Origin of the sequence: Halomonas sp. 3F2F, from assembly GCF_014897805.1 — a bacterium.
GTDB lineage: Bacteria > Pseudomonadota > Gammaproteobacteria > Pseudomonadales > Halomonadaceae > Vreelandella.
In genome coordinates this window covers 73194-93914 of the sequence record NZ_JABUZE010000029.1, presented here as the reverse complement: position 1 = coordinate 93914, position 20721 = coordinate 73194, and the positions used below count along the sequence as shown (strand labels likewise).

The 20721-nt window shown below is 52.0% G+C and carries 21 protein-coding genes; 19 read left to right on the top strand and 2 right to left on the bottom strand.

Annotated elements, in window-relative coordinates; translation table 11 throughout:
* The first annotated feature begins 220 nt into the window (after positions 1-220).
* The 4 genes from INT21_RS03135 to INT21_RS03120 all read left to right on the top strand — a co-directional run bounded on the left by INT21_RS03135 (position 221) and on the right by INT21_RS03120 (position 3035).
* Positions 221-1339, top strand: coding sequence for an FAD-dependent monooxygenase (locus INT21_RS03135; protein WP_193067488.1), 1119 nt, complete (start codon positions 221-223; stop codon positions 1337-1339).
* Positions 1340-1360: 21 nt separating this feature from the next.
* Entirely contained in the window at positions 1361-1861 is a 501-nt protein-coding gene (locus INT21_RS03130; RefSeq protein ID WP_193067487.1) for an ATP-binding protein, read from the top strand.
* A gap of 106 nt (positions 1862-1967) precedes the next feature.
* Entirely contained in the window at positions 1968-2507 is a 540-nt protein-coding gene (locus INT21_RS03125) for an MAPEG family protein (RefSeq protein ID WP_193067474.1), read from the top strand.
* Positions 2508-2570: 63 nt separating this feature from the next.
* The gene (locus INT21_RS03120) at positions 2571-3035 is read left to right on the top strand and encodes a GNAT family N-acetyltransferase (protein ID WP_193067475.1); all 465 of its coding nucleotides are present in this window, start codon (positions 2571-2573) and stop codon (positions 3033-3035) included.
* Positions 3036-3296: 261 nt separating this feature from the next.
* On the opposite strand, the gene INT21_RS03115 is transcribed toward INT21_RS03120, so the two are convergent.
* Complete coding sequence (locus INT21_RS03115) at positions 3297-3899, bottom strand: glutathione S-transferase family protein (RefSeq protein ID WP_193067545.1); 603 nt, start codon at positions 3897-3899, stop codon at positions 3297-3299.
* A 150-nt stretch (positions 3900-4049) separates the two neighbouring features.
* Here INT21_RS03115 and INT21_RS03110 point away from each other — a divergent pair, with 150 nt between their 5' ends.
* The 3 genes from INT21_RS03110 to bla all read left to right on the top strand — a co-directional run bounded on the left by INT21_RS03110 (position 4050) and on the right by bla (position 6514).
* Complete coding sequence (locus INT21_RS03110) at positions 4050-4907, top strand: LysR substrate-binding domain-containing protein (protein WP_193067546.1); 858 nt, start codon at positions 4050-4052, stop codon at positions 4905-4907.
* A gap of 69 nt (positions 4908-4976) precedes the next feature.
* The gene (locus INT21_RS03105; protein ID WP_193067547.1) at positions 4977-5543 is read left to right on the top strand and encodes a GNAT family N-acetyltransferase; all 567 of its coding nucleotides are present in this window, start codon (positions 4977-4979) and stop codon (positions 5541-5543) included.
* A 77-nt stretch (positions 5544-5620) separates the two neighbouring features.
* On the top strand, positions 5621-6514 hold the full coding sequence (gene bla, locus INT21_RS03100) for a class A beta-lactamase (protein WP_193067548.1): 894 nt from the start codon (positions 5621-5623) through the stop codon (positions 6512-6514).
* A gap of 71 nt (positions 6515-6585) precedes the next feature.
* Here the strand turns inward: bla and INT21_RS03095 are convergent, their stop codons facing one another.
* The gene (locus INT21_RS03095; protein ID WP_089038159.1) at positions 6586-7485 is read right to left on the bottom strand and encodes a LysR family transcriptional regulator; all 900 of its coding nucleotides are present in this window, start codon (positions 7483-7485) and stop codon (positions 6586-6588) included.
* 197 nt (positions 7486-7682) lie between these two features.
* Here INT21_RS03095 and leuC point away from each other — a divergent pair, with 197 nt between their 5' ends.
* From leuC to INT21_RS03035, 12 genes are all read left to right on the top strand, one after another.
* A complete protein-coding gene (gene leuC / locus INT21_RS03090) occupies positions 7683-9134 on the top strand; it encodes a 3-isopropylmalate dehydratase large subunit (RefSeq protein ID WP_193067549.1) in 1452 nt (483 codons plus the stop codon).
* Between the two features lie 3 nt (positions 9135-9137).
* The gene (gene leuD / locus INT21_RS03085; RefSeq protein WP_193067550.1) at positions 9138-9785 is read left to right on the top strand and encodes a 3-isopropylmalate dehydratase small subunit; all 648 of its coding nucleotides are present in this window, start codon (positions 9138-9140) and stop codon (positions 9783-9785) included.
* A gap of 42 nt (positions 9786-9827) precedes the next feature.
* Positions 9828-10907, top strand: coding sequence for a 3-isopropylmalate dehydrogenase (leuB, locus tag INT21_RS03080; protein WP_038483705.1), 1080 nt, complete (start codon positions 9828-9830; stop codon positions 10905-10907).
* 128 nt (positions 10908-11035) lie between these two features.
* A complete protein-coding gene (gene asd, locus INT21_RS03075) occupies positions 11036-12148 on the top strand; it encodes an aspartate-semialdehyde dehydrogenase (protein WP_089038162.1) in 1113 nt (370 codons plus the stop codon).
* 168 nt (positions 12149-12316) lie between these two features.
* Entirely contained in the window at positions 12317-13843 is a 1527-nt protein-coding gene (locus INT21_RS03070; RefSeq protein WP_193067551.1) for a type IV pilus assembly protein FimV, read from the top strand.
* A 24-nt stretch (positions 13844-13867) separates the two neighbouring features.
* On the top strand, positions 13868-14827 hold the full coding sequence (gene truA / locus INT21_RS03065; protein WP_193067552.1) for a tRNA pseudouridine(38-40) synthase TruA: 960 nt from the start codon (positions 13868-13870) through the stop codon (positions 14825-14827).
* On the top strand, positions 14824-15459 hold the full coding sequence (locus tag INT21_RS03060; RefSeq protein ID WP_193067553.1) for a phosphoribosylanthranilate isomerase: 636 nt from the start codon (positions 14824-14826) through the stop codon (positions 15457-15459). The genes truA and INT21_RS03060 overlap by 4 nt, the downstream gene beginning before the upstream one ends.
* Before the next feature lie 86 nt (positions 15460-15545).
* On the top strand, positions 15546-16784 hold the full coding sequence (gene trpB / locus INT21_RS03055) for a tryptophan synthase subunit beta (RefSeq protein WP_038483713.1): 1239 nt from the start codon (positions 15546-15548) through the stop codon (positions 16782-16784).
* Positions 16785-16792: 8 nt separating this feature from the next.
* Entirely contained in the window at positions 16793-17596 is an 804-nt protein-coding gene (gene trpA, locus INT21_RS03050; protein WP_193067554.1) for a tryptophan synthase subunit alpha, read from the top strand.
* Positions 17597-17686: 90 nt separating this feature from the next.
* Entirely contained in the window at positions 17687-18706 is a 1020-nt protein-coding gene (gene accD / locus INT21_RS03045) for an acetyl-CoA carboxylase, carboxyltransferase subunit beta (protein ID WP_193067555.1), read from the top strand.
* Positions 18699-20033, top strand: coding sequence for a bifunctional tetrahydrofolate synthase/dihydrofolate synthase (gene folC / locus INT21_RS03040; protein WP_193067556.1), 1335 nt, complete (start codon positions 18699-18701; stop codon positions 20031-20033). Before accD ends, folC begins: the two co-directional genes overlap by 8 nt.
* 42 nt (positions 20034-20075) lie before the next feature.
* On the top strand, positions 20076-20720 hold the full coding sequence (locus INT21_RS03035) for an SPOR domain-containing protein (protein WP_193060581.1): 645 nt from the start codon (positions 20076-20078) through the stop codon (positions 20718-20720).
* The last annotated feature ends 1 nt before the right edge of the window (position 20721 follow it).

Here is a 20721-nt window from a genome sequence, read left to right as displayed (position 1 = left end):
TGACGTGAAGTAGGTCAACTACGTCGTAGGATGAACGCTTACGCACGCTTAAAGCTCAGCTGTTCATATACCGCCTGAAAGCTCAGTAGCCATTGAAGCTCGATTTTTTCAATCATAGATTCTCTCATAAAATGGGATTAATAACGCAATAATAGCGTGTTTATCCCCGAGAGTGGCTTTGTGACAATCTCTACCGAATTTAACTATTGAGGTAGGGTCGATGAAAAACACTAATCGTATTGCCATTGTTGGTGCAGGGGGGGCTGGAATAGCGCTGGCAATACTCGCCACACAACAAGGCTATCAAGTGAGCGTGTATGAGCGTGACAGTAAGGTCTCGTCCATTGGTGCTGGCGTGACTTTATGGCCAAATGCAATTTTTGTTCTGCAACAGATGGGGGTGGAAAAAGAGCTAAAACACCTGGGTGGTGCTCCCCGTTTAATGCGTCAGTTTGATCAATTTGGCGTTTGGCAGGGTGAGCTTGATATTGAGGAAGTGAACCTGCGGAGTGGCTTCTCCAGTATAACAATATTGCGCCGTGATCTTATGGGCATACTGGCCAAGAGGTTGGATGATTTGGGGGTAAAAATACACCTTGGTTGCCCAATGACGGCGCAGGATATTGACCGATTAAAGCAAGAGTTTGACGTGGTGGTAGGAGCCGATGGGAGAATGAATTCGGTGGTGCGTCACACGCTATATGCCGAAAAGGTGAGCCCCCGTTATCAAGGATTCATTAATATCATTGGTATCAGTCAGTTGAATGAAGGTGTTTTAGATAACGCCATCCATGATTTTCGTGGCTTGGGTGAGCGGTTTGGAATTGTCCCTATGAATAATGGGCTATGTTTCTGGGCTGGCGCATGGAATGCCGATATTGATAAACAACGGCCCTTATCTGCTTGGTATGATGAGCTGCATCAGCGTTTTCGCTGCTGGCCTGACCCGGTACGCAACGTGCTGAAATTCTATGATGCAGCATCGCTCAATCGCATTTTTGTTCATGATCTTGATCCCCTGCCTTATTGGCATCAAGACAATGTTGTCATTATTGGAGATGCGGCCCATGCGTCTTTACCAACATCTGGGCAGGGAGCATGTCAAGCGCTGGAAGATGCGTGGCATCTTGTCAGGCTTTTGGGAGAGCAAGGTGAGTTGGAAAGTGTTCTGACAAGTTTTTATCAGCAGCGAATCGTTAAGACATCCTCAGCTCAAACCGTTGGAAGACAGGTAGCCGAGAGGATTTTTGGAACACAACTTGAGTCTCAGCCAGCGACTTTAGGCATTTCTGCTGAGCAATTAAGCCTGTTATGGATGCAGGGATTAGAAACGCAGTAGGCGTAGTTAAAAGAGTAAGAAATGAGTTCTTATGGAACGTTAATATTTTTCTGCGGAAAGATGGGCGCTGGAAAAAGCACGCTGTCTGCCAGCATTGCGCGTGAGCGCGGCGCCGTGCTGCTTTCAGAGGATGACTGGTTATCTGCTCTTTTTCCTGGCGAAATCAACGATTTCAACGACTACATCAGCTACTCGTCACGCCTTAAGCCATTGCTTAGGGAACACGTTGAGCAAATACTTTTGGCAGGCACCACTGTGGTTCTAGATTTCCCCGGCAATACCAGGAAGCAAAGGGCATGGTTTAAGGATATCTACTCGCCACGCGGGATACCCCACGAACTGTACTATGTGATGGCAGAAGACGAGGTTTGTCTAAAACAGCTGAAACAGCGCCAAAGGGAGCAGCCTGAGCGGGCGAGCTTCGATACCGAGGAAGTTTTCAGGATGGTAACGGGTTTCTTTGAGCCTCCCGAAGAATCAGAGGGATTCAATGTCGAGGTTGTAGAGCGGACGTTTACATAATCTCCATATTGCCGATCTAGATGCTTTCGGTATCGTTTTAGCAGCGTTTTCAACACGTTGAAAGCATATACTTAAAACCTCATTATGGCCTAAAAGGAATTAGAATATGACTCAAAAAAGCGATGATAGAACAGTTAAAATGGGGATGCTGCTAGGGTTTGTTGGAACAACAGTGGTGTTTGTTTTTTTCTATAGTTCTTTGCCTCAAGTTGTTGAGGAGGTTGTCGTAGTAGAGCGACTAAAGCTCGCAATAATGTGCCTTGTTTTTCCTGTTGCACTATTTTTTTTGATGATTGTTAGAATCGGCTCTCAACGTTACGGAAACCCATCAGCGGATCCAACTAAATGTGAAGCAAATACAGAGGGGATGAAGGTTGACCTAAGAGTACTATCTAATACTCATGAGCAGCTGATGATATTCGCTATTAATACATTGGCGCTATCTGTTTTAATTCCTTATCAATTATTGAGCTTGTTGCCCATCTATTCCGGAGTTTTTGTTGCTGGTCGCGTCATGTTTTGGGTAGGTTACAGGCGTAATGTGTTATGGAGAGCGCCAGGGTTTGCAATGTCTACACTGCCTGCAGTGGTAGGATTAGGGTATAGCTGTGTTGCGGTTTTATTATCTGCATTCACAGTTTTTTAATAAAGATGAGCTTGATGTTAATTGTGTTTTTTTAACTGTCGATGTTAGCGCGAATTTTTGACTATGAGTTTAGTGAAGCTTAGAGATCTGCATGCACACGATAGGCTGGCAGTTGTATCTATGCTAGGAGATCCTGCGGTAATGAGGTTTCTGGGGCCTCGTCGTGCTCTTACAGAGGACGAGTCTGATTTATGGTTTAAGCGTGCGCTTGCCAACCCATCTCGCTTTGTTATCGCGGATGTAAATAGCGATGAATTCATCGGATTTTGCGGCATCAAAGAAATTAACGGTGTTATGGATTTCGGTTATTTCATTAGAGCCGAGTTTTGGGGGAAGGGGATTGCCGCCAAGGCCTGTGAGTTGGTCGTGGAAAAGCTAGCCACCGAGGTTGATTGGGAGACTGTCCAGGTTTTCATCACAGAGGATAATGTGGCCAGTATGAGAGTAGTCGAAAAGCTAGGCTGGCAGGTGGTACATAGCGCGATCCAGGATGGAGAGTATGGCCGATACTACCGGATCACTAGGTAACCGGTGACAAGGGATGCTTCTGAAAGTAAGGCTGTAGCAATTGTGGATGTTGAAGCGATACATGAATGGCAGCCTTCTGAAGTGAAGGCTGCTTGTTCAAATGGCTGGGAACCGGGTTATTTGGCTTGGTGTTTGTCAAATGTTCGTCCTATTACCAACAACCCGGTTTTTAACAACGTGGCTGTGCTAGCCAAGAGAAAGCTATAGGAAGTTGAACTGGTGCAATTTTAAGCTTAGCAATTGCCAGCATGGGAACGGCTCTTACTCCGCTGTGATCGCAATGTGGTTCGGGTGAGACGCTACCCGATCCAGCCATCGGCAAACGTTGGGATAATTCGCCAGTGTGAACCCACCATCTTCCGCTACATGGGTATAAGCGAAGAGGGCAATATCCGCGATGGTGTAGCGACCTGCGGCGAACCAGTCCTGCCTTGCCAAGTGATCGTTCATCACCGCTAGCGCTTCGCGCCCCAGTGCTTGTTTACCCGCGAGTTGTGCTTGGCGTTCATCATTCAGGCCAAGGTGAGTCAGCCAGAAGCGCGGTGTGGCGATGTTGGGCTCGTGACTGTACTGCTCAAAGTTCATCCAGCGCAGGGCCTGGGCCTGATCCCAGTGGTCTTCCGGCCAATAATCACTCCCTTGGGCTAGATAGAAGAGGATGGCGTTCGACTCGCTGAGAAAGCGGCCGTCGTCGAGCTCCAGTACCGGAATCTTGCCGGTGGGGTTCTTCTGCAAGAATGCCGGGGTTCGCGTTTCTCCATGCACGATATCGTAATGACGATAGTCATAGGGTCTATCCAGCAAATTCAGTAATAGGCGCACTTTGTAGCCGTTGCCGGAGGGTAGGTAGTCGTGCAAGATCATCGTCGTCTCCTGTGATTTGAACGCGAGGATGGCCGGTCTGGAATGCACACCCAAGCCGCGGAGGACAGTGTTTCGCTTTCCGCGAAGTTCGACAAACGAATAGTACTAATATCAGCCATCAGTGGGGCTGATGGATAGAGGCCTCGTTAAATGGATATGGATCTCCTGCGCACCTATATTGCCGTGGTTGATACCGGCAGCCTTACCCGTGCCGCGCGTCAAGTGCACCGAACCCAGGCCGCGCTCAGCATGCAAATGAAGCGGCTGGAAGAGCAGGTCGGCTGCAGCTTGTTCTTTAAAGAAGGCCGCAATCTAGAGCTCACCAACGAGGGCAAACGTCTTGTCAGCTATGCTCGCCGATTGCTGGCAATGCATGATGAGGCGCTAGTTCAACTGAGATCGAGCGCCGCTTTACCGACGTTGCGTATTGGCAGCCCAGATGACTACGCCCAGAGCCTGCTACCTTTGTTGGTAGATACCCTTCATGACCAACACCCTAGTGTTCAGCTACAGCTGATATGCGCACCTACCATCACGTTGCGAAAGCAGCTGGATGAGGGAGCGCTGGACTTGGCTATCCTGACGCGAGCGGCCAACAGTGATGAAGGTCATGTGCTGATGCTTGATAAGGGAATTTGGATACAGCACCCGGAATTTGACTGGCAGCAGCACGCAACGTTGCCTTTAGCTCTGTATGAAGCCGACTGCAAATTTCACAGCTCGGCTTTGGATGGCCTAAACAAAACACGCCGCTCTTACCGCATTAAGGCGCTCAGTGCCAACGCAGGAGCTTTGATGGGGTTGGTTCGGCAGGGCAAGGCCATCACGGCGGCGGCGACGGCTTCCTTGCCGAGTGATTTGGTCGAAGTCGATGCTGCCCATGAAATGCCGGCACTGCCTAGTATTGATATTGTGCTGGTCAGCTCTTCCTCTGGGCATCCTTTGGTGTCGGTGAGTTGGGCGGGAGAGTTGGCAAAAGCGTTATCGCTTAGGCTGCACGAGACATAGAATGTCGTTGTGTCGCGCGGGCTGTGCAGTTGCACGGGTTGGAGGCGTCATGCAAAAAAGGAGTTATGAATGTCAGAAGGACTATTTTTCCCAGTGATCGAAACCGAACGGCTGACACTGCGGCCATTAGCAACCGATGATTCAGAAAGCCTGCTAGACATATTTTCTTCTCCTGAAGTGATGAAATATTGGAATACGGCACCTTGGTCAGATATTCAGGACGCTTTGGATTTTATTGATGTCAGCAACGCTTCGATGCTGCGTGAAGAGTCACTGGTGCTTGGGATATATCTAAAGTCAACACGTGATCTGGTGGGTAAGTGCATGCTCTTTAGTTATGACAAAGAGTCTAAGCGTGCTGAGGTCGGCTTTGGCTTAGGCCAGCGCTATTGGGGAAAAGGCTATATCCATGAGGCGGGTGTAGCCTTGATACAGTATGGTTTTAATGCACTGGGGCTTCGTCGTATTGAAGCTGAAATTGACCCAGATAATCACGCCTCAGCGAAAGCGCTCGAGAAGCTTGGCTTTACTCTAGAAGGGTTGCTTCGACAGCGATGGGAAGTGAATGGTGTTGTCTCTGATTCCGCCTTATATGGAAGGTTGGTAAGTGACCAGTCGTCAAACTCCCTCGCTTAATAAACCTTCCAGGCCTTGTGTGCGACGGGCACCATGCTTCTACCCTTCGTTATAGATTTTATGATTTTAAAAGGATTATGAAAGTGGATTGCAAACAACGAGTTTCGCGCTGGGTTATGTCGATTTGCTTAATAGCGGTTCCTTCTGTGTTGATGGCTCAGGATGATAATTTGCTTACAGAGGTTGAGCGTATAGAGGAGCAGTTGGATGCACGCGTTGGTTTTGCAGCCTATGACCTGGAAACTGGGCAGCGCTGGGAATACAACGCAGACCAGCTGTTCGCGATGTCCAGCACTTTTAAAACCTTAGCGTGTGCATCGCTGCTGCAGCGTGTGGATGAAGGAAGTGAGCAACTCGAAAGACAAGTGAAAGTATCTGCTTCTGACATTGTCACCTATTCACCCGTTACCGAAGCGTATGCGGATAACCGGGAAATATCGCTGTTTGAACTCTGCGAAGCGACGATGACAACCAGCGATAACACCGCGGCTAACCTGATCTTACAGGCGATTGGTGGACCGCAGGCCGTGACGGCGTTTGTAAGAGAACTGGGTGATAGTGTCACGCGTTTGGACCGCTGGGAGACAGAGTTAAACGAGGCTGCTCCACATGATGAGCGTGATACCTCCACGCCCAATGCAATGGTGAGTAACCTTGAGAAGCTGGTAGTGGGAAACGCGTTATCGCTCCAGTCGAAAAACCAACTGCGTGAATGGTTGGTTAATAATGAAGTGGCTGATGGCTTGTTTAGGTCACAAATGCCTGATGAGTGGGTAATTGGAGATCGAACGGGAGCCGGTGGTTTTGGTTCAAGATCGATTACCGCTGTTATATGGCCGCCTGAGCGCAAGCCTACCATTGTGGCGTTTTATATCACCGAAACTGACGCATCCTTTGAAGAACGAAATAGCGCGATAGCTGAATTGGGCAGTGTGATCCGAGAGGTTGTGGAGACGGATAGCGCTTTGTAATTGTTCAGGCGTCGCTTCGCGGGTGATTGATAGGCCCGCGTATCGCTTTCCCGCAACACTGGTGCGTGCGGCTAGTTGAGAGTGGCGTGGCGGGTGCTTTCCAGTTCTTCAATCATTTTTTTAGCGGCATTGGAAAGCGTACGGCTGGTGTGGACGAGATAGCCCAACGGGCGCTGGATGGGAGCGGTGTCTACATTGAGCTCGATGAGTTCGCTATCGATCATGTTTTCAGGTAGTAGGCTCCAGCCCAGGCCCACGCTACACATCATTTTCAGCGTTTCTAAATAGTTTGTCGCCATGCTGACGGGAAGCTGTAGGCCCACTTCGGCAAAACGTTGGCCAATCAAGGTGCGGGTAAAGGTTTTGGCACCTGGCAGCACGCAATTGAATTCACATAATTCAGTCAAGCTGAGCGGGCTGCTGGTGTGGCGGGTACGCTGCGCCAGTGGGTGGTCGGTGGCGCAGACAAAACACAGCCGGTCGCGCCATAGCTCTACCACGTGAAGCTGTTCAACGGGGTGGGGGGCGAGAGTGACTATTGCCATCTCCAGCGTGCCGTCGACCACGCCTTGGTAGGCTAGCTCTGAGTCCAGAAAGTGCAGGTCTAACGCCACTTCCGGGTGGCGGTGAGTGTATTGCTTTAAAAGCGGGGGCAGTCGGTGTAGGCCGATGTGGTGACTGGTGGCTAGCATTAGCTTACCGCCTACTTGGCCGGAAAGATTGGCGAGTGCTCGGCGGCTGTCTTCCACGGTAAACAGTATGTGCTGTGCTTTGGGAAGTAATACATTGCCCGCTTCGGTCAGCGCAATGCGCCGCCCGATGCGGTCAAACAACCGGGTACCAAGTTGGTCTTCCAGAGTGGCGATGCGTTTGCTTACCGCAGGCTGGGTTAAATACAGTTGTTCTGCCGCGCGGGAAAAGCTCTGGGTTTCGGCAACGGCCAGAAATGCTTGCAGGCTTTGAGTATCCACTTGCGACTCCCTGAACAGGTATTTCTAACTAGGTAGTTAATAGGTGCTACTGAATAAGTATTCCAGTTTGGAATCTAATCTATGAATAACATGAATTGCTTTTATGCGCGACTCGCGTGACACTGCCTGTATAGCCACATAAGCAGCACGTAGAGGCTGCCATACCGAACTAGCAGGGCAATGCCCAGGAGAGCAACATGTCAGGTCAAACGCTTTACGACAAACTCTGGAATCAACATTTGGTGAAACAGCGTGACGACGGCACGGCGTTGATCTATATCGACCGCCAGTTGCTTCACGAAGTCACCTCGCCCCAGGCGTTTGAAGGACTGCGCCTGGCTAATCGCAAGCCTTGGCGTTTAGATGCTAACTTGGCAACGCCTGACCACAACGTGCCTACGACGGTAAAAGAGCGCGCTGAAGGCAATAGCGGTATTAAAGACCCCGTGTCGTTAATCCAAGTACAAACCTTGGACGATAACTGCCTTGAGTACGGCATTGAAGAGTTCAAAATCAACGACCCGCGCCAGGGTATCGTGCACGTGGTAGGCCCAGAGCAGGGCGCAACGTTGCCTGGTATGACCGTGGTGTGCGGCGACTCCCACACCGCTACCCACGGTGCATTTGGTGCCTTGGCCCATGGTATTGGCACCTCAGAAGTTGAGCACGTCATGGCGACCCAGTGCTTGCTGGCGCAAAAAATGAAGAACATGCAAGTGCGCGTGGAAGGCGAGCTTGGCCTGGGCGTGACCGCTAAAGACGTGGTGTTGGCGATTATTGGCAAGATTGGCACCGCTGGTGGTACGGGCTATGCCATTGAGTTTGCCGGTAGTGCGATTGAGTCGCTCTCTATGGAAGGCCGCATGACCGTATGCAATATGGCCATTGAAGCGGGTGCCCGTGTGGGCCTGATTGCCGTCGATGACACGACGATTGATTACCTGGCCGAGCGTCCCTTTGCGCCCACCGCCCAGCAGTGGGAAGCCGCCGTAGCCGATTGGCGTAGCCTGGTTTCCGATGCCGATGCGCAGTTCGATAAAGTAGTTACTCTGCGAGCTGAAGAGATCGAGCCTCAGGTCAGTTGGGGGACTAGCCCGGAAATGGTCACCGGTATTTCCGGTCAAGTGCCAGATCCCCAAGCCGCGCTGGATGACACCGTGCAGCGCAGCCATGCGCGTGCCCTCGAATATATGGGCTTGCAGGCAAACCAGAAAATTACCGATATCAAGCTCGATAAAGTATTTATCGGCTCCTGTACTAACTCGCGTATCGAAGATTTACGCGAAGCGGCCAAGGTAGCGAAAGGCAATAAAGTCGCTGGCTCGATTAAGCTTGCCATGGTGGTGCCGGGCTCTGGTTTGGTGAAACGCCAGGCGGAAGCAGAAGGCTTGGATAAAATCTTTATTGAAGCAGGCTTTGAATGGCGTGAGCCGGGTTGCTCAATGTGCTTGGCAATGAATGCCGACAAGTTGGGCGCTGGTGAACACTGTGCATCAACGTCTAACCGCAATTTTGAAGGTCGTCAGGGTTACGGCGGTCGCACACATCTGGTGAGCCCTGCGATGGCCGCGGCGGCAGCGATTGCTGGTCACTTTGTTGATGTACGTACCTTACCCGCTAACGACACTAGCCACGCGCAGGAGGCCTAAGCCATGAAAAAGTTTGAACGTTTAGAAGGAATCGTCGCGCCGCTTGACCGTGCTAATGTCGATACCGACCTGATTATTCCGAAGCAGTTTTTGAAGTCGATTAAGCGCACTGGCTTTGGCGTGAACTTGTTTGATGAACTGCGCTACCTGGATGAAGGCCAGCCAGGGCAAGACTGTTCGCAGCGCCCGCTGAACCCAGATTTTGTCTTGAACCAACCGCGGTACCAAGGTGCTGAAGTATTGCTGGCGCGCCGCAACTTTGGCTGTGGTAGTTCACGCGAGCACGCCCCGTGGGCGCTCGAAGATTTTGGTTTTAAAGCGGTGATTGCGCCAAGCTTTGCCGATATTTTCTACAACAATGCTTTCAAAAACGGCATTCTGCTGATTACCTTGGAAGAAGACGTTGTTGACCGCCTGTTTGCGGAAGTGGCAGGCAGCGAAGGCTATCAATTAGACGTAGATTTAGAGAACCAGCGGGTCATCACGCCCAGTGGCGAAATTCTCGAATTTGAGGTGGATGCGTTCCGTAAGCACTGCCTGCTGAACGGCTTGGACGATATTGGTATTACCCTGCAGGACGAAGACGCAATTCGCGCGTTTGAAGAAAAACACCGCCAGCAGCGTCCTTGGTTGTTCCGCCAGTCTGCATAAGTGTTCATTCACCTTTAACGTTTGAAATGCTAAGGAAATTGCATGACTCATAAGGTATTACTGCTGCCGGGTGATGGTATTGGTCCTGAAATTGCGGCTCAGGCGGCCCGCTTGCTGAAGGCCTGCCAGGAAGCTGGTTTGGATATCGACGTCGAGGAAGGCCTTGTCGGTGGCTCTGCTTACGATGTTCACGGTGAGCCACTGCCTGCTGAAACGCTAGAAAAAGCCAAGGCAGCCAGTGCTATTTTGCTGGGCGCTGTTGGTGGCCCTAAATGGGACACGCTCGAAGACCTTTCTAAGCGTCCTGAAAAAGGCCTGTTAGGTCTGCGGAAAAACTTAGGTTTGTTCGGCAACCTGCGTCCGGCCATGCTTTATCCGCAGTTGGCTAGCGCCTCTAGCTTGAAGCCGGAGTTAGTGGCTGGGCTGGATATTATGATTGTCCGCGAGCTTACCGGTGGCATTTATTTCGGCCAGCCACGTGGCATTGAAGAGCGCAACGGCGAGCGGGTGGGTTTTAACACCTACATCTACTCTGAAAGCGAAATTGAGCGTATTGGTCGCGTTGCCTTTGAAATGGCTCAGAAGCGCGGCAAAAAACTCTGCTCGGTGGATAAAGCCAACGTGTTGGAAGTCACTATTCTGTGGCGTGAAGTGATGGAGCGTTTAGCACCAGAGTACCCGGATGTTGAACTTTCCCATATGTACGTGGATAACGCCGCCATGCAGTTGGTGCGCGCGCCGAAACAGTTTGATGTGGTAGTGACGGGCAACATGTTTGGCGATATTCTTTCCGATGCCGCTGCCATGCTTACCGGCTCTATTGGCATGTTGCCTTCAGCGTCGCTAAACGAGAGTGGGCAGGGCATGTACGAGCCTTGCCACGGTAGCGCGCCGGATATCGCTGGGCAGAATATTGCTAACCCGTTAGCGATGATGCTGTCGGTCGCGATGATGTTACGCTATTCATTGAATGAAACCGCCATGGCTGAGCGCATTGAAGCCGCTGTTGGCAGTGTATTGGATGATGGCTTGCGTACTGCTGACATTGCCTCTGAAGGCACGCGCCGTGTCTCTACCGATGAGATGGGTGATGCCGTATTGGCGGCCTTCGCAAAAAATTAAATTATGTATAAAGCGTGCTAACTAGTTGACGCTGAAAGGTATTAACAGTCGGCCACCCTAGGGGTGGCCGACGTTGTGTCTAATATTTGTGTATAATATTGCTCTCATTCTTAGTTGGAGGACTTCACATGTTGAAAGTCGGTTTCGTGGGATGGCGTGGCATGGTTGGCTCAGTGCTGATGCAGCGCATGCAGGAAGATGGTGATTTTAACGGTATTGAACCGGTATTTTTCACCACCTCCCAAGTTGGTCAGCCTGGCCCCGATATCGGCGTGGACGTGCCTCCACTGAAAGATGCGTTTGATATTGATGCGTTAAAAGCACTGGACGTGGTGGTGACCTGTCAAGGCGGCGACTATACCAAGCCGGTTTATAAAGACTTACGTGAGGCGGGCTGGAAAGGCTACTGGATTGATGCGGCCAGCACCCTGCGTATGGAAGACGAAGCGACCATTATTCTGGATCCGGTCAATCGTAAGGTGATCGATAACCAGTTAGCGAAGGGTGCTAAAACCTTTGTCGGCGGCAACTGCACCGTGAGCCTGATGCTGATGGGCTTGGGTGGCTTGTTCGAAGCAGACATGGTCGAGTGGATGACCTCCATGACGTACCAAGCAGCTTCCGGTTCAGGCGCCAAGCACATGCGCGAGCTGTTGAACCAGATGGGTCAACTACGCGACAGCGTAGGCGAAGAGCTTAAAGATACCTCTAGCGCGATTCTGGATATCGACCGTAAAGTGACTGCTGCAATGCGTAGTGGTGACTTCCCCACGGATAATTTCGGTGCGCCGCTAGCGGGCAGCCTATTGCCATGGATCGATACCAAGCTTGATAACGGCCAAAGCCGTGAAGAGTGGAAGGGCAGCGTTGAGACTAACAAGATCTTAGGTTTGCAAAATAACCCGATCCCCATCGATGGCCTTTGTGTGCGCATCGGTGCAATGCGTTCTCACAGCCAAGCGTTCACTATTAAGCTGAAGCAGGATGTGCCGCTTGATGAGATCGAAGATCGTATTGCTAAGCATAATGAGTGGGTTCAGCTGATCCCGAATGACAAAGACGCTACAGTTGCTGGCCTAACGCCCGCTGCTGCGACTGGCACGCTGCAAGTACCGGTCGGTCGTCTTCGCAAGCTGAATATGGGCGGCGAATACTTGTCAGCCTTCAGTGTTGGTGACCAGTTGTTATGGGGTGCTGCCGAGCCGCTCAAGCGTATGCTGAAGATCTTACGCGAGCAGTAGAGCACGCCACGCTTAAATAAAGGCGTTGATAAAAACGGGAAGCTGTTCGCAGCTTCCCGTTTTTTTATTCTCTGGGTGTGGTAAAAAGGAGGCAGAGTGTGATTTTGCTAAGTAAATGTAAGAAAGTGTGGCTTGGCCGCAACCAAATAAAAGGCAGCAGAGGCCTTTATGAGAAAACAGTTAACAGGGATGTTGGGGCTATCGCTGAGCGCTATTAGCCCGCTGGCAGTGGCGCTTGGGTTGGGCCAGGCAACGGTAAGTTCGCCGTTAGATGCGCCGCTTGAGGCCACTGTGCCGCTTCAGGAAAGCGAGCGCTTCGCACTGAGTGATTTACGTGTCGACCTGGCAAACGAATCGGCGTTTAGAGCGCTGGGGTTGGAGTGGACACCCCTTACCGCAAGTATCAGTGTTCAGGTTCAAGAGCAGTCTGCTGGGCATCGGCTTTTGCTGCGCTCTTCCCAGGCAGTTCATGAGCCATGGTTGGATCTACTGTTAACGATTTCTTCGCCAGAAGGGCGGCAGACGCGCGCTTTAACGCTGTTGTTTGATCCACCCGAATACGCGTTAGGTAGCCCTATTGACGCCATTGGCTCGGCCGAAGCGACCAGCAGCGCAGCCGCTTCTATGGCATCGGCCGCACGCGATATTGTCTACGTAGCCAGTGGCGATACTCTTTGGAGCGTTGCCGCAAGGGTGAAGCCAGCCGATGTAACCATTCAACAAATGATGACGGCGCTCTTAGCCGCTAATCCTGCTGCGTTTCCCACTGGCAATGTAGATGAACTCCGTGCAGGCCAGACGCTCAATATCCCTACCCGTCAACAGGTTACGTCACGAACGTCCAGCAATGCTGCCCCGGCGATTCAAGCGATGCGTCAGCCTGTAGACCGTCAGGTTGAGCCCCAAGAAAAATCTGAAAGCCTTAGCGATTCGAGCGTGGAGCAGGTGGGCGAGCCAACCCTGGAAAGTGTCGACCAAGGCACTGATTCATCCCCGCAAACATCCGATACTGTCGCCATCGAACAAGTGCTTGCTGAACAGCTGTTGGAGAGCCAGGATAGACTGCTAGCGGCGCTTGACGAGCGCGAAGAAATGCATGAAGAGCTAGTCATGCTGCGTCAAGAGGTGGCGTCGCTAACCCAAGCATTGAGCGCTTCTCAGCGCGAGCTTCAGCAAACTCAAGAAATATCAGATGCGCTGGCGGGGAGTGCCGCGCTGATGGCAAACAGTCATACAGCTAACGAGGTGCCTAACCTGAACCGTTCGCAGAGTGCGTCAGACACGATTGTTGAGCGCATTACTGCCTATCAATGGCCGCTTGCTAGTACTGCGTTAGCGCTTTTGTTGGGAGCGCTAGTCTGGTCTCGCAGACGTCGCGAACGGCAGTGGGAAGATGTTCCGCCCACTTCCTCAGTTTATAACGCTGATACGTTTTCACCTGCTACGTTTTCACCTGCTACGTCTTCATCTACTACGCCTTCATCTACTACTGAACCACCAGCGCGGGATTCATCAACGGCCGATACAGTACCAGCTAACAGTGAGCCAGTACCGATAGTTGAGGCCGAACGGCAGGAGACGTCTTCACCTTCAGTCATGGGGGACAGCCAATCTGGGCGGAAGAGCGTCGAGGAACGCTGGGAAATCGAAGAGGTGGCATTTGAGCCTCGACGTCGGGATAATGGCACACCCTAACTATCTTCTATGTGACGTGGCTTCATGACGCTGTTTTACCATTTTGACGAAACAAAGCCCCTAACGGGGCGCCTAGCGATGGGCATTGAATATGATGGTACGCGCTTTTGCGGCTTTCAGCGTTTGAAACACGCAGCTTCTGTTCAACAAGCGGTGGAAGATGCGCTAGAGAAAGTGGCCAGCGCGCCAGTGCGTATTCATGCCAGTGGTCGAACCGATTCTGGCGTGCATGCCACCCGTCAGATCATCCATTTTGACCCGCCTGTTCAGCGTTCTGAGAAAGCCTGGATTTTTGGCAGTAATACCAATCTCCCGAGAGATGTCGCGGTGCGCTGGGTAAAACCTGTGTCCGATGACTTCCATTCCCGCTTGGGCGCACTTGGGCGTCGTTATCGTTATATTTTGTTGAATCAACTTAGTCGTCCGGTGTTAGAACGCCACAACGTAACCTGGTGTCGAGATCCGTTAGATGCCGATGCCATGCATCGGGCTGCGCAGGCCCTGGTAGGCGAGCATGACTTCAGCAGCTTTCGAGCGGCGGGCTGCCAGTCCAAAACGCCTTGGCGGCAAATGCACTTTGTAGAAGTGAAACGCTATGGGCCAATAGTGGTCATTGATATTCAGGGCAATGCTTTTTTGCACCACATGATTCGCAATATTGCGGGGGCACTGGTTAGCGTAGGGCGCGGTTCACAAGATGAAGGGCACATTGCGCGCCTGCTGGCACTGAAGAATCGCCGAAAAGGCGATGTCACTGCACCGGCCTGTGGCCTTCATTTCGTAGACTCACTTTATGATGAACGATTTGATCTGCCCAAAGAGCCGTTAGGCCCCAACCTGCTCGCATTTACCGGTGAGTGGACCGGGGAGCGTCAGTTACCTGATAATCCGCGCATTGCCGCACGGCGCAAGCTGACGTTTAAGAGTCAGACGCCTTTAAACCAAGAGTCAGCGCCTTCAGAGCAGCAGGAGACCCCATTATGAGCGCGCGTTCTGGTCGTACGCGGATTAAATTTTGTGGCTTAACTCGCCATGAGGACGTCGCGCTGGCAGCATCGCTTGGTGTGGACGCACTTGGTTTCGTGATGTGGCCTAAGAGCGCCCGCAGCATAACGCCTGCTGTGCTGGAAGAGTTGGCAGTGGAAGTACCTGCCTTTGTGACGCGAGTGGGATTGTTTGTTAATCAGCCCGCTGAATTCATTGAGCAGTGCTTACCTTACTTGGATTTAATTCAGTTTCATGGTGATGAGCCAGCCTCGTTCTGTCAGCAGTTTGGACGGCCTTGGATTAAAGCACTGCGCATGCGTGATGATATCGACCTGCATCAGGCGGCGGCTGACTACTCGCTTGCACAGGCGCTACTATTAGATGCCTATCGACCTGGTATCCCAGGGGGAACGGGAGAGACGTTTGATTGGTCTAGAATCCCCGCAACCTTAGAAAAACCTGTTATCCTGGCTGGTGGGTTAACGGCTGATAATGTGGCTTCTGCGGTTAACCAAGTAATGCCTTATGCTATTGATGTCTCTGGTGGTATAGAAATATCTCATGGCATAAAAGATGCCGCGTTAATGGCATCTTTTGTTCAAAATGTGGCGTTAGCCAGCGCCCATTAAGCTCATTGCGTAGCGTACCCAACAGGGTGACTACGCCTCATTGTTAGTTCATTTATTGTTTGCCTGTTCTGGCGATCTTGTGAGGTATGCCTGTGACTGTCTCAGCGACTGAAACCAAGTTCAGCGACCTGACCCGAATGCCGGATGCCCGTGGTCATTTTGGCCCCTACGGCGGCCGGTTTGTGTCGGAAACCCTGAGCTTTGCCCTGGAAGAGTTAGAGCAGACCTACCTGAGTCTGCGTGATGATCCCGATTTCCAGGCTGAGTTTGACCGTGATCTTGCCCATTATGTGGGGCGTCCTTCGCCGCTTTACCATGCAGAGCGTTGGTCACAGTCGCTAGGTGGCGCGCAAATTTGGTTGAAGCGTGAAGACTTAAATCACACCGGTGCTCATAAGGTTAATAACACCATTGGCCAAGCGCTATTAGCCAAAAAAACCGGCAAGCCCAGGGTTATTGCTGAAACCGGAGCAGGCCAGCACGGTGTTGCTACGGCGACTGTGGCAGCTCGCTTAGGCCTGGAGTGTGACGTTTATATGGGGGCGGCAGACGTTCAGCGCCAGAAGCTGAACGTTTATCGTATGCGCCTATTGGGCGCGCGCGTAATCCCGGTCGAGTCAGGCACTCGTACGCTTAAAGACGCAATGAATGAAGCCTTGCGTGACTGGGTCACCAACGTTGATAACACGTTCTACATTATTGGCACTGTAGCGGGTCCGCACCCTTATCCGCAGTTGGTGCGTGATTTCAACTCGGTAGTGGGGCGTGAAGCGCGCCAACAGTCATTAGCGCAAATTGGGCGTTTGCCAGATGCGCTGATTGCCTGTGTGGGCGGTGGTTCCAACGCTTTGGGCCTATTCTATCCCTTCGTCGAAGATGATGCGGTGGCGATGTACGGTGTCGAAGCCGGTGGCGATGGTATCGAAACAGGCCGACATGCCGCGCCGCTTTCGACGAATGCGCCGCGTGGTGTTTTGCATGGTAACCGAACTTACTTGATGTCTGACGAAGCGGGACAAGTGTCAGACACGCACTCGATTTCTGCTGGCCTCGACTACCCAGGGGTTGGGCCTGAACACGCGCTATGGAAAGATGTTGGGCGAGTTAACTACGTAGCCGCAAACGATAAAGAAGTGCTGGAAGCGTTTCGTGAACTGACGCACATGGAAGGGATTATGCCAGCATTGGAATCCGCCCATGCGCTTGCTCATGCGAAGGTGCTGGCACCGACCATGCGCCCTGACCAACATATCGTGGTCAACCTTTCTGGTCGTGGTGATAAAGATATCATGACCGTTGCGAACATCGATGGCATTGAGTTTTAAGGGCTAGCATGAACCGTATTGACCAGCGTTTTTCCGAATTAAAAGAGCAGGGTCGTAAGGCCCTGATTCCTTATATTACCGCCGGCGACCCTGCGCCTCAGTACACTGTGGGCTTTATGCATGCCCTAGTAGAGGCGGGGGCTGATATTATTGAGCTTGGCGTGCCGTTTTCAGACCCAATGGCCGATGGCCCGGTGATTCAAAAGGCCTGTGAGCGAGCGCTTAAGCAAGGCACTCGCTTGGTTGACCTGCTGGATATGGTCGCTGATTTCCGCCAAGTGGATGCTAAAACGCCTATCGTGCTGATGGGGTATCTCAATCCGATAGAGCGGATTGGCTATGAAACGTTTGCTGATAAAGCGGCAAGCGTTGGCGTTGATGGCGTGCTCGTGGTAGATATGCCGCCTGAAGAGGCTGATGAGCTTGGCCCGCTGTTAAAAGCCCGCGATTTAGCAGCGATTTTCTTGGTTGCGCCTACCACTTCCAATGCTCGTGCCGCTACAATATGCGCCCACGGTGAGGGCTATCTCTATTATGTTTCGCTTAAGGGCGTTACCGGTGCTGCTACACTCAATGCTGACGATGTGGCAGAGCATCTCGCGCCCTTGCGCGAAATGACCGATTTGCCATTATGTGTTGGCTTCGGTATCCGCGATGGTGTGACCGCCGCTGAAGTGGCGAAAGTCGCTGATGGTGTGATTGTTGGCAGTGCGCTAGTGAACCGCATTGCAGAGAGCGTTGACGCACCTGAAACCATTGCTGGTCAGCTTAAAAGCGTGTTGGGCGACATGCGCACCGCGATGGATGCCTAAGCGTATCCCCTCATCGTCTACACTGAATTGATTGACGACACTCATCAAGCTTGGCGTTGCTAAGCATGACGTATACGGAAACTTTTTGATATGAGCTGGTTAGACAAGATTGTGCCCTCCATGGGGCGTATCCAGCGTAAAGACCGTCGCGCCAGCGTGCCCGATGGCCTCTGGCGTAAATGTCCCAAGTGCGAAGCGGTTCTCTACCTCCCCGAGCTTGAGAAGCACCACAGCGTCTGCCCCAAGTGCGACCACCATTTACGGTTGATCGCGCGTAAACGTTTGGACTGGTTTTTGGATAAAGAGAATCGCCAAGAGATTGCGGCTGAGATTGAGCCTAATGATCGCTTGAAATTTCGCGACTCTAAAAAATACAAAGATCGCTTAACGGCTGCCCAAAAAGAGACCGGTGAAAAAGATGCGCTGGTTGCTATGCGTGGCGAGCTAGACGGGCTTCCGGTTGTAGCTGTTGCTTTTGAATTTACCTTCATGGGTGGCTCAATGGGGGCGGTTGTGGGCGAGAAGTTTGTCCGCGCGGCAACCATTGCCCTTGAAGAGCGGCTTCCGCTGATCTGCTTTGCCGCTTCTGGTGGGGCACGGATGCAAGAAGCACTGTTTTCACTCATGCAGATGGCCAAAACCTCGGCAGCGCTTGAAAAGCTTAAGCAGTCGGGTGTGCCTTACATTTCTGTGCTGACAGATCCAGTGTTTGGCGGGGTATCCGCGTCGCTAGCGATGCTGGGCGATCTAAATATCGCCGAGCCCAATGCCTTGATTGGCTTTGCTGGCCCGCGCGTTATTGAGCAAACCGTCCGTGAAACGCTGCCGGAAGGTTTTCAGCGCAGTGAATTTCTGCTGGAACACGGCACCGTAGATATGATTGTGCATCGTCATGATATGCGTGCTCGTGTTGGTGGTGTGCTGCGTAAGCTGACGCATAATATCGCGCTGCCTAGCGAAGGTGATGTCAGTGACGACGCATCGATTGACGAGCCGTTGGTTGATGAAGCGCCAATAGCCGATGCTGTAGATGCAACAGACGTTGATACGCCTGAAACGCATAGCGAAGCCAGCACCGTTAAGAGCGACGATTCGACCCGCAATGTCTAAGTCTATAGCCCCTGAATCTTTAGCTTCTGACGCTTTAACTCCTGGGTCTTTAGCCGAATGGCTGCACTACCTTGAAACCCTGCACCCTGTAGGGATTGATATGGGGCTTGAGCGCGTAGCAGAAGTTGCCAAGCGCATGGGGTTGCTAAGTCGACCGATTGCAACACAGGTGATTACGGTGGCGGGTACGAATGGCAAGGGGTCAACCCTTGCCATGATGGATGCTGTCGCACGCACGCACGGCTTGCGGGTAGGTACTTATACTTCGCCCCATCTAGTGCGCTATAACGAGCGCGTGACGATCAATGGTGACTATGCTGACGACCAGCGGCTAATGACTGGTTTCTCTCGCGTAGAGGACGCTAGGCTACAAACGCCTGAAATTAGCTTAACCTATTTTGAGGCGGGAACGCTGTGTGCCCTCTGGTGCCTAGCACAGGAAAACCTCGACTTAGCGCTGCTCGAAGTTGGTCTGGGTGGGCGATTGGATGCCGTCAATATCATTGATGCAGACGTTGCTATTGTCACCACCATTGCTCAGGATCATGCCAATTTTTTGGGGTCTGATATTGCCCAAATTGGCCGAGAAAAAGCAGGCATCTTTCGTGCTGCAAAACCCGCTGTATTGGGCAGTCGACTGCTTCCCAGCAGTGTAGCAGCGGCTGCCAATGCGATTGCCGCTCCTGTTTACTGTCTTGGTGAGGCGTTTAGCCACTCAATTGATGATGACTCTGCCGCTGATAGCCCGTCTGAATGGAGCTGGAGTGGACTGAGCTGCCAGGGAGAGGTTATTTCTCTGACAGACCTTCCTGATCCCGGTTTGCCGATTGATAATGCAGCAACGGCTCTCCAAGCATTGATACTTAGCGGATTAGTGGTGAATGCAAACGCATGCCGCCGTGCGCTTCATGAGGTGCAAGTGCCAGGACGTATGCAGTGGATAGGGCAGTGGTGCTTGGATGTCGGGCATAATCCTCATGCAGCCGATTATGTCGCTAGACGGCTCCCATCGGTGCCTAAAGGTGGTCGGCAGTGGGCGTTGATCGGCATGCTAAATGATAAAGACGCTGATGGTGTTATTAGCGTTTTGCTACCCCGCATTACTGACTGGGTATGCGTGACGTTGGAGGGTGAGCGTGGTCGGTCAGCTGCCGAATTGGCGGCGCGTATCACATCTCTGGGTGGGCGTGTACATCGTTGCGCCAGTTCCCCAGAGGCTGGAGTGCAGATAATGGCTGAGCAGTTGGCACCCTCCGACCGGGTGTTAGTTACCGGCTCGTTTTTTACAGTTGCGGCCTTGTTGGAAATAACACTGCCGCAAGCTTAATCGGCCTAACCGTTGTGCTCGCTAAGCTTGATGGAGAGGGATATGAAATACGGTAAAACGGAACGCATCAGTGGTATTGTCATTTTACTCGCGTTGCTGGCGATTTTCGTGCCGTGGTTGATGAGTGATCCTGCTCCCCGAGAAGAGCGCCCTCAGCCTACGTTTGTTATTGAACGGCCTGTTGAGGCAACACAGCAAGATGTTCCGGTTCCGCAAATGCCGTCATCTATCAACACGTCCTCAAGTGAAGGTCGTTCTGTAGATAGCGCGGCCAATAGTGTGCCAATTGATGCCAATCCAAGACAGCCACAAACCGATCAAGCCAGTAGCTCTAATGCTCAGAGTGCTGGAGCAGATGATCCAATCGCTGAGTTAATGGCTGCCAATAACCGTAATAACGCGTCTACCAGCTCTTCTAACACATCATCGAATGCTGCTGGCCCAACATCTTCTTCCCAAGGCGAGTGGGCCGTTCAAGTAGGCAGTTTTGGTGATGCGGGTAACGCGAAGCGGCTAAGCGATCAGCTTTCTCAGGCGGGGTTTAGCACCTATCTACGCGAGCGTGATAATAACCTCACCTCTGTTTATGTTGGACCATATGCGACGTCTGAAGACGGCGAGTCTGCGATGGCGATTATTAAACAGCGTGCCAATGTACAGGGCCTGTTAGTGCGAGTGAGAAATTAAC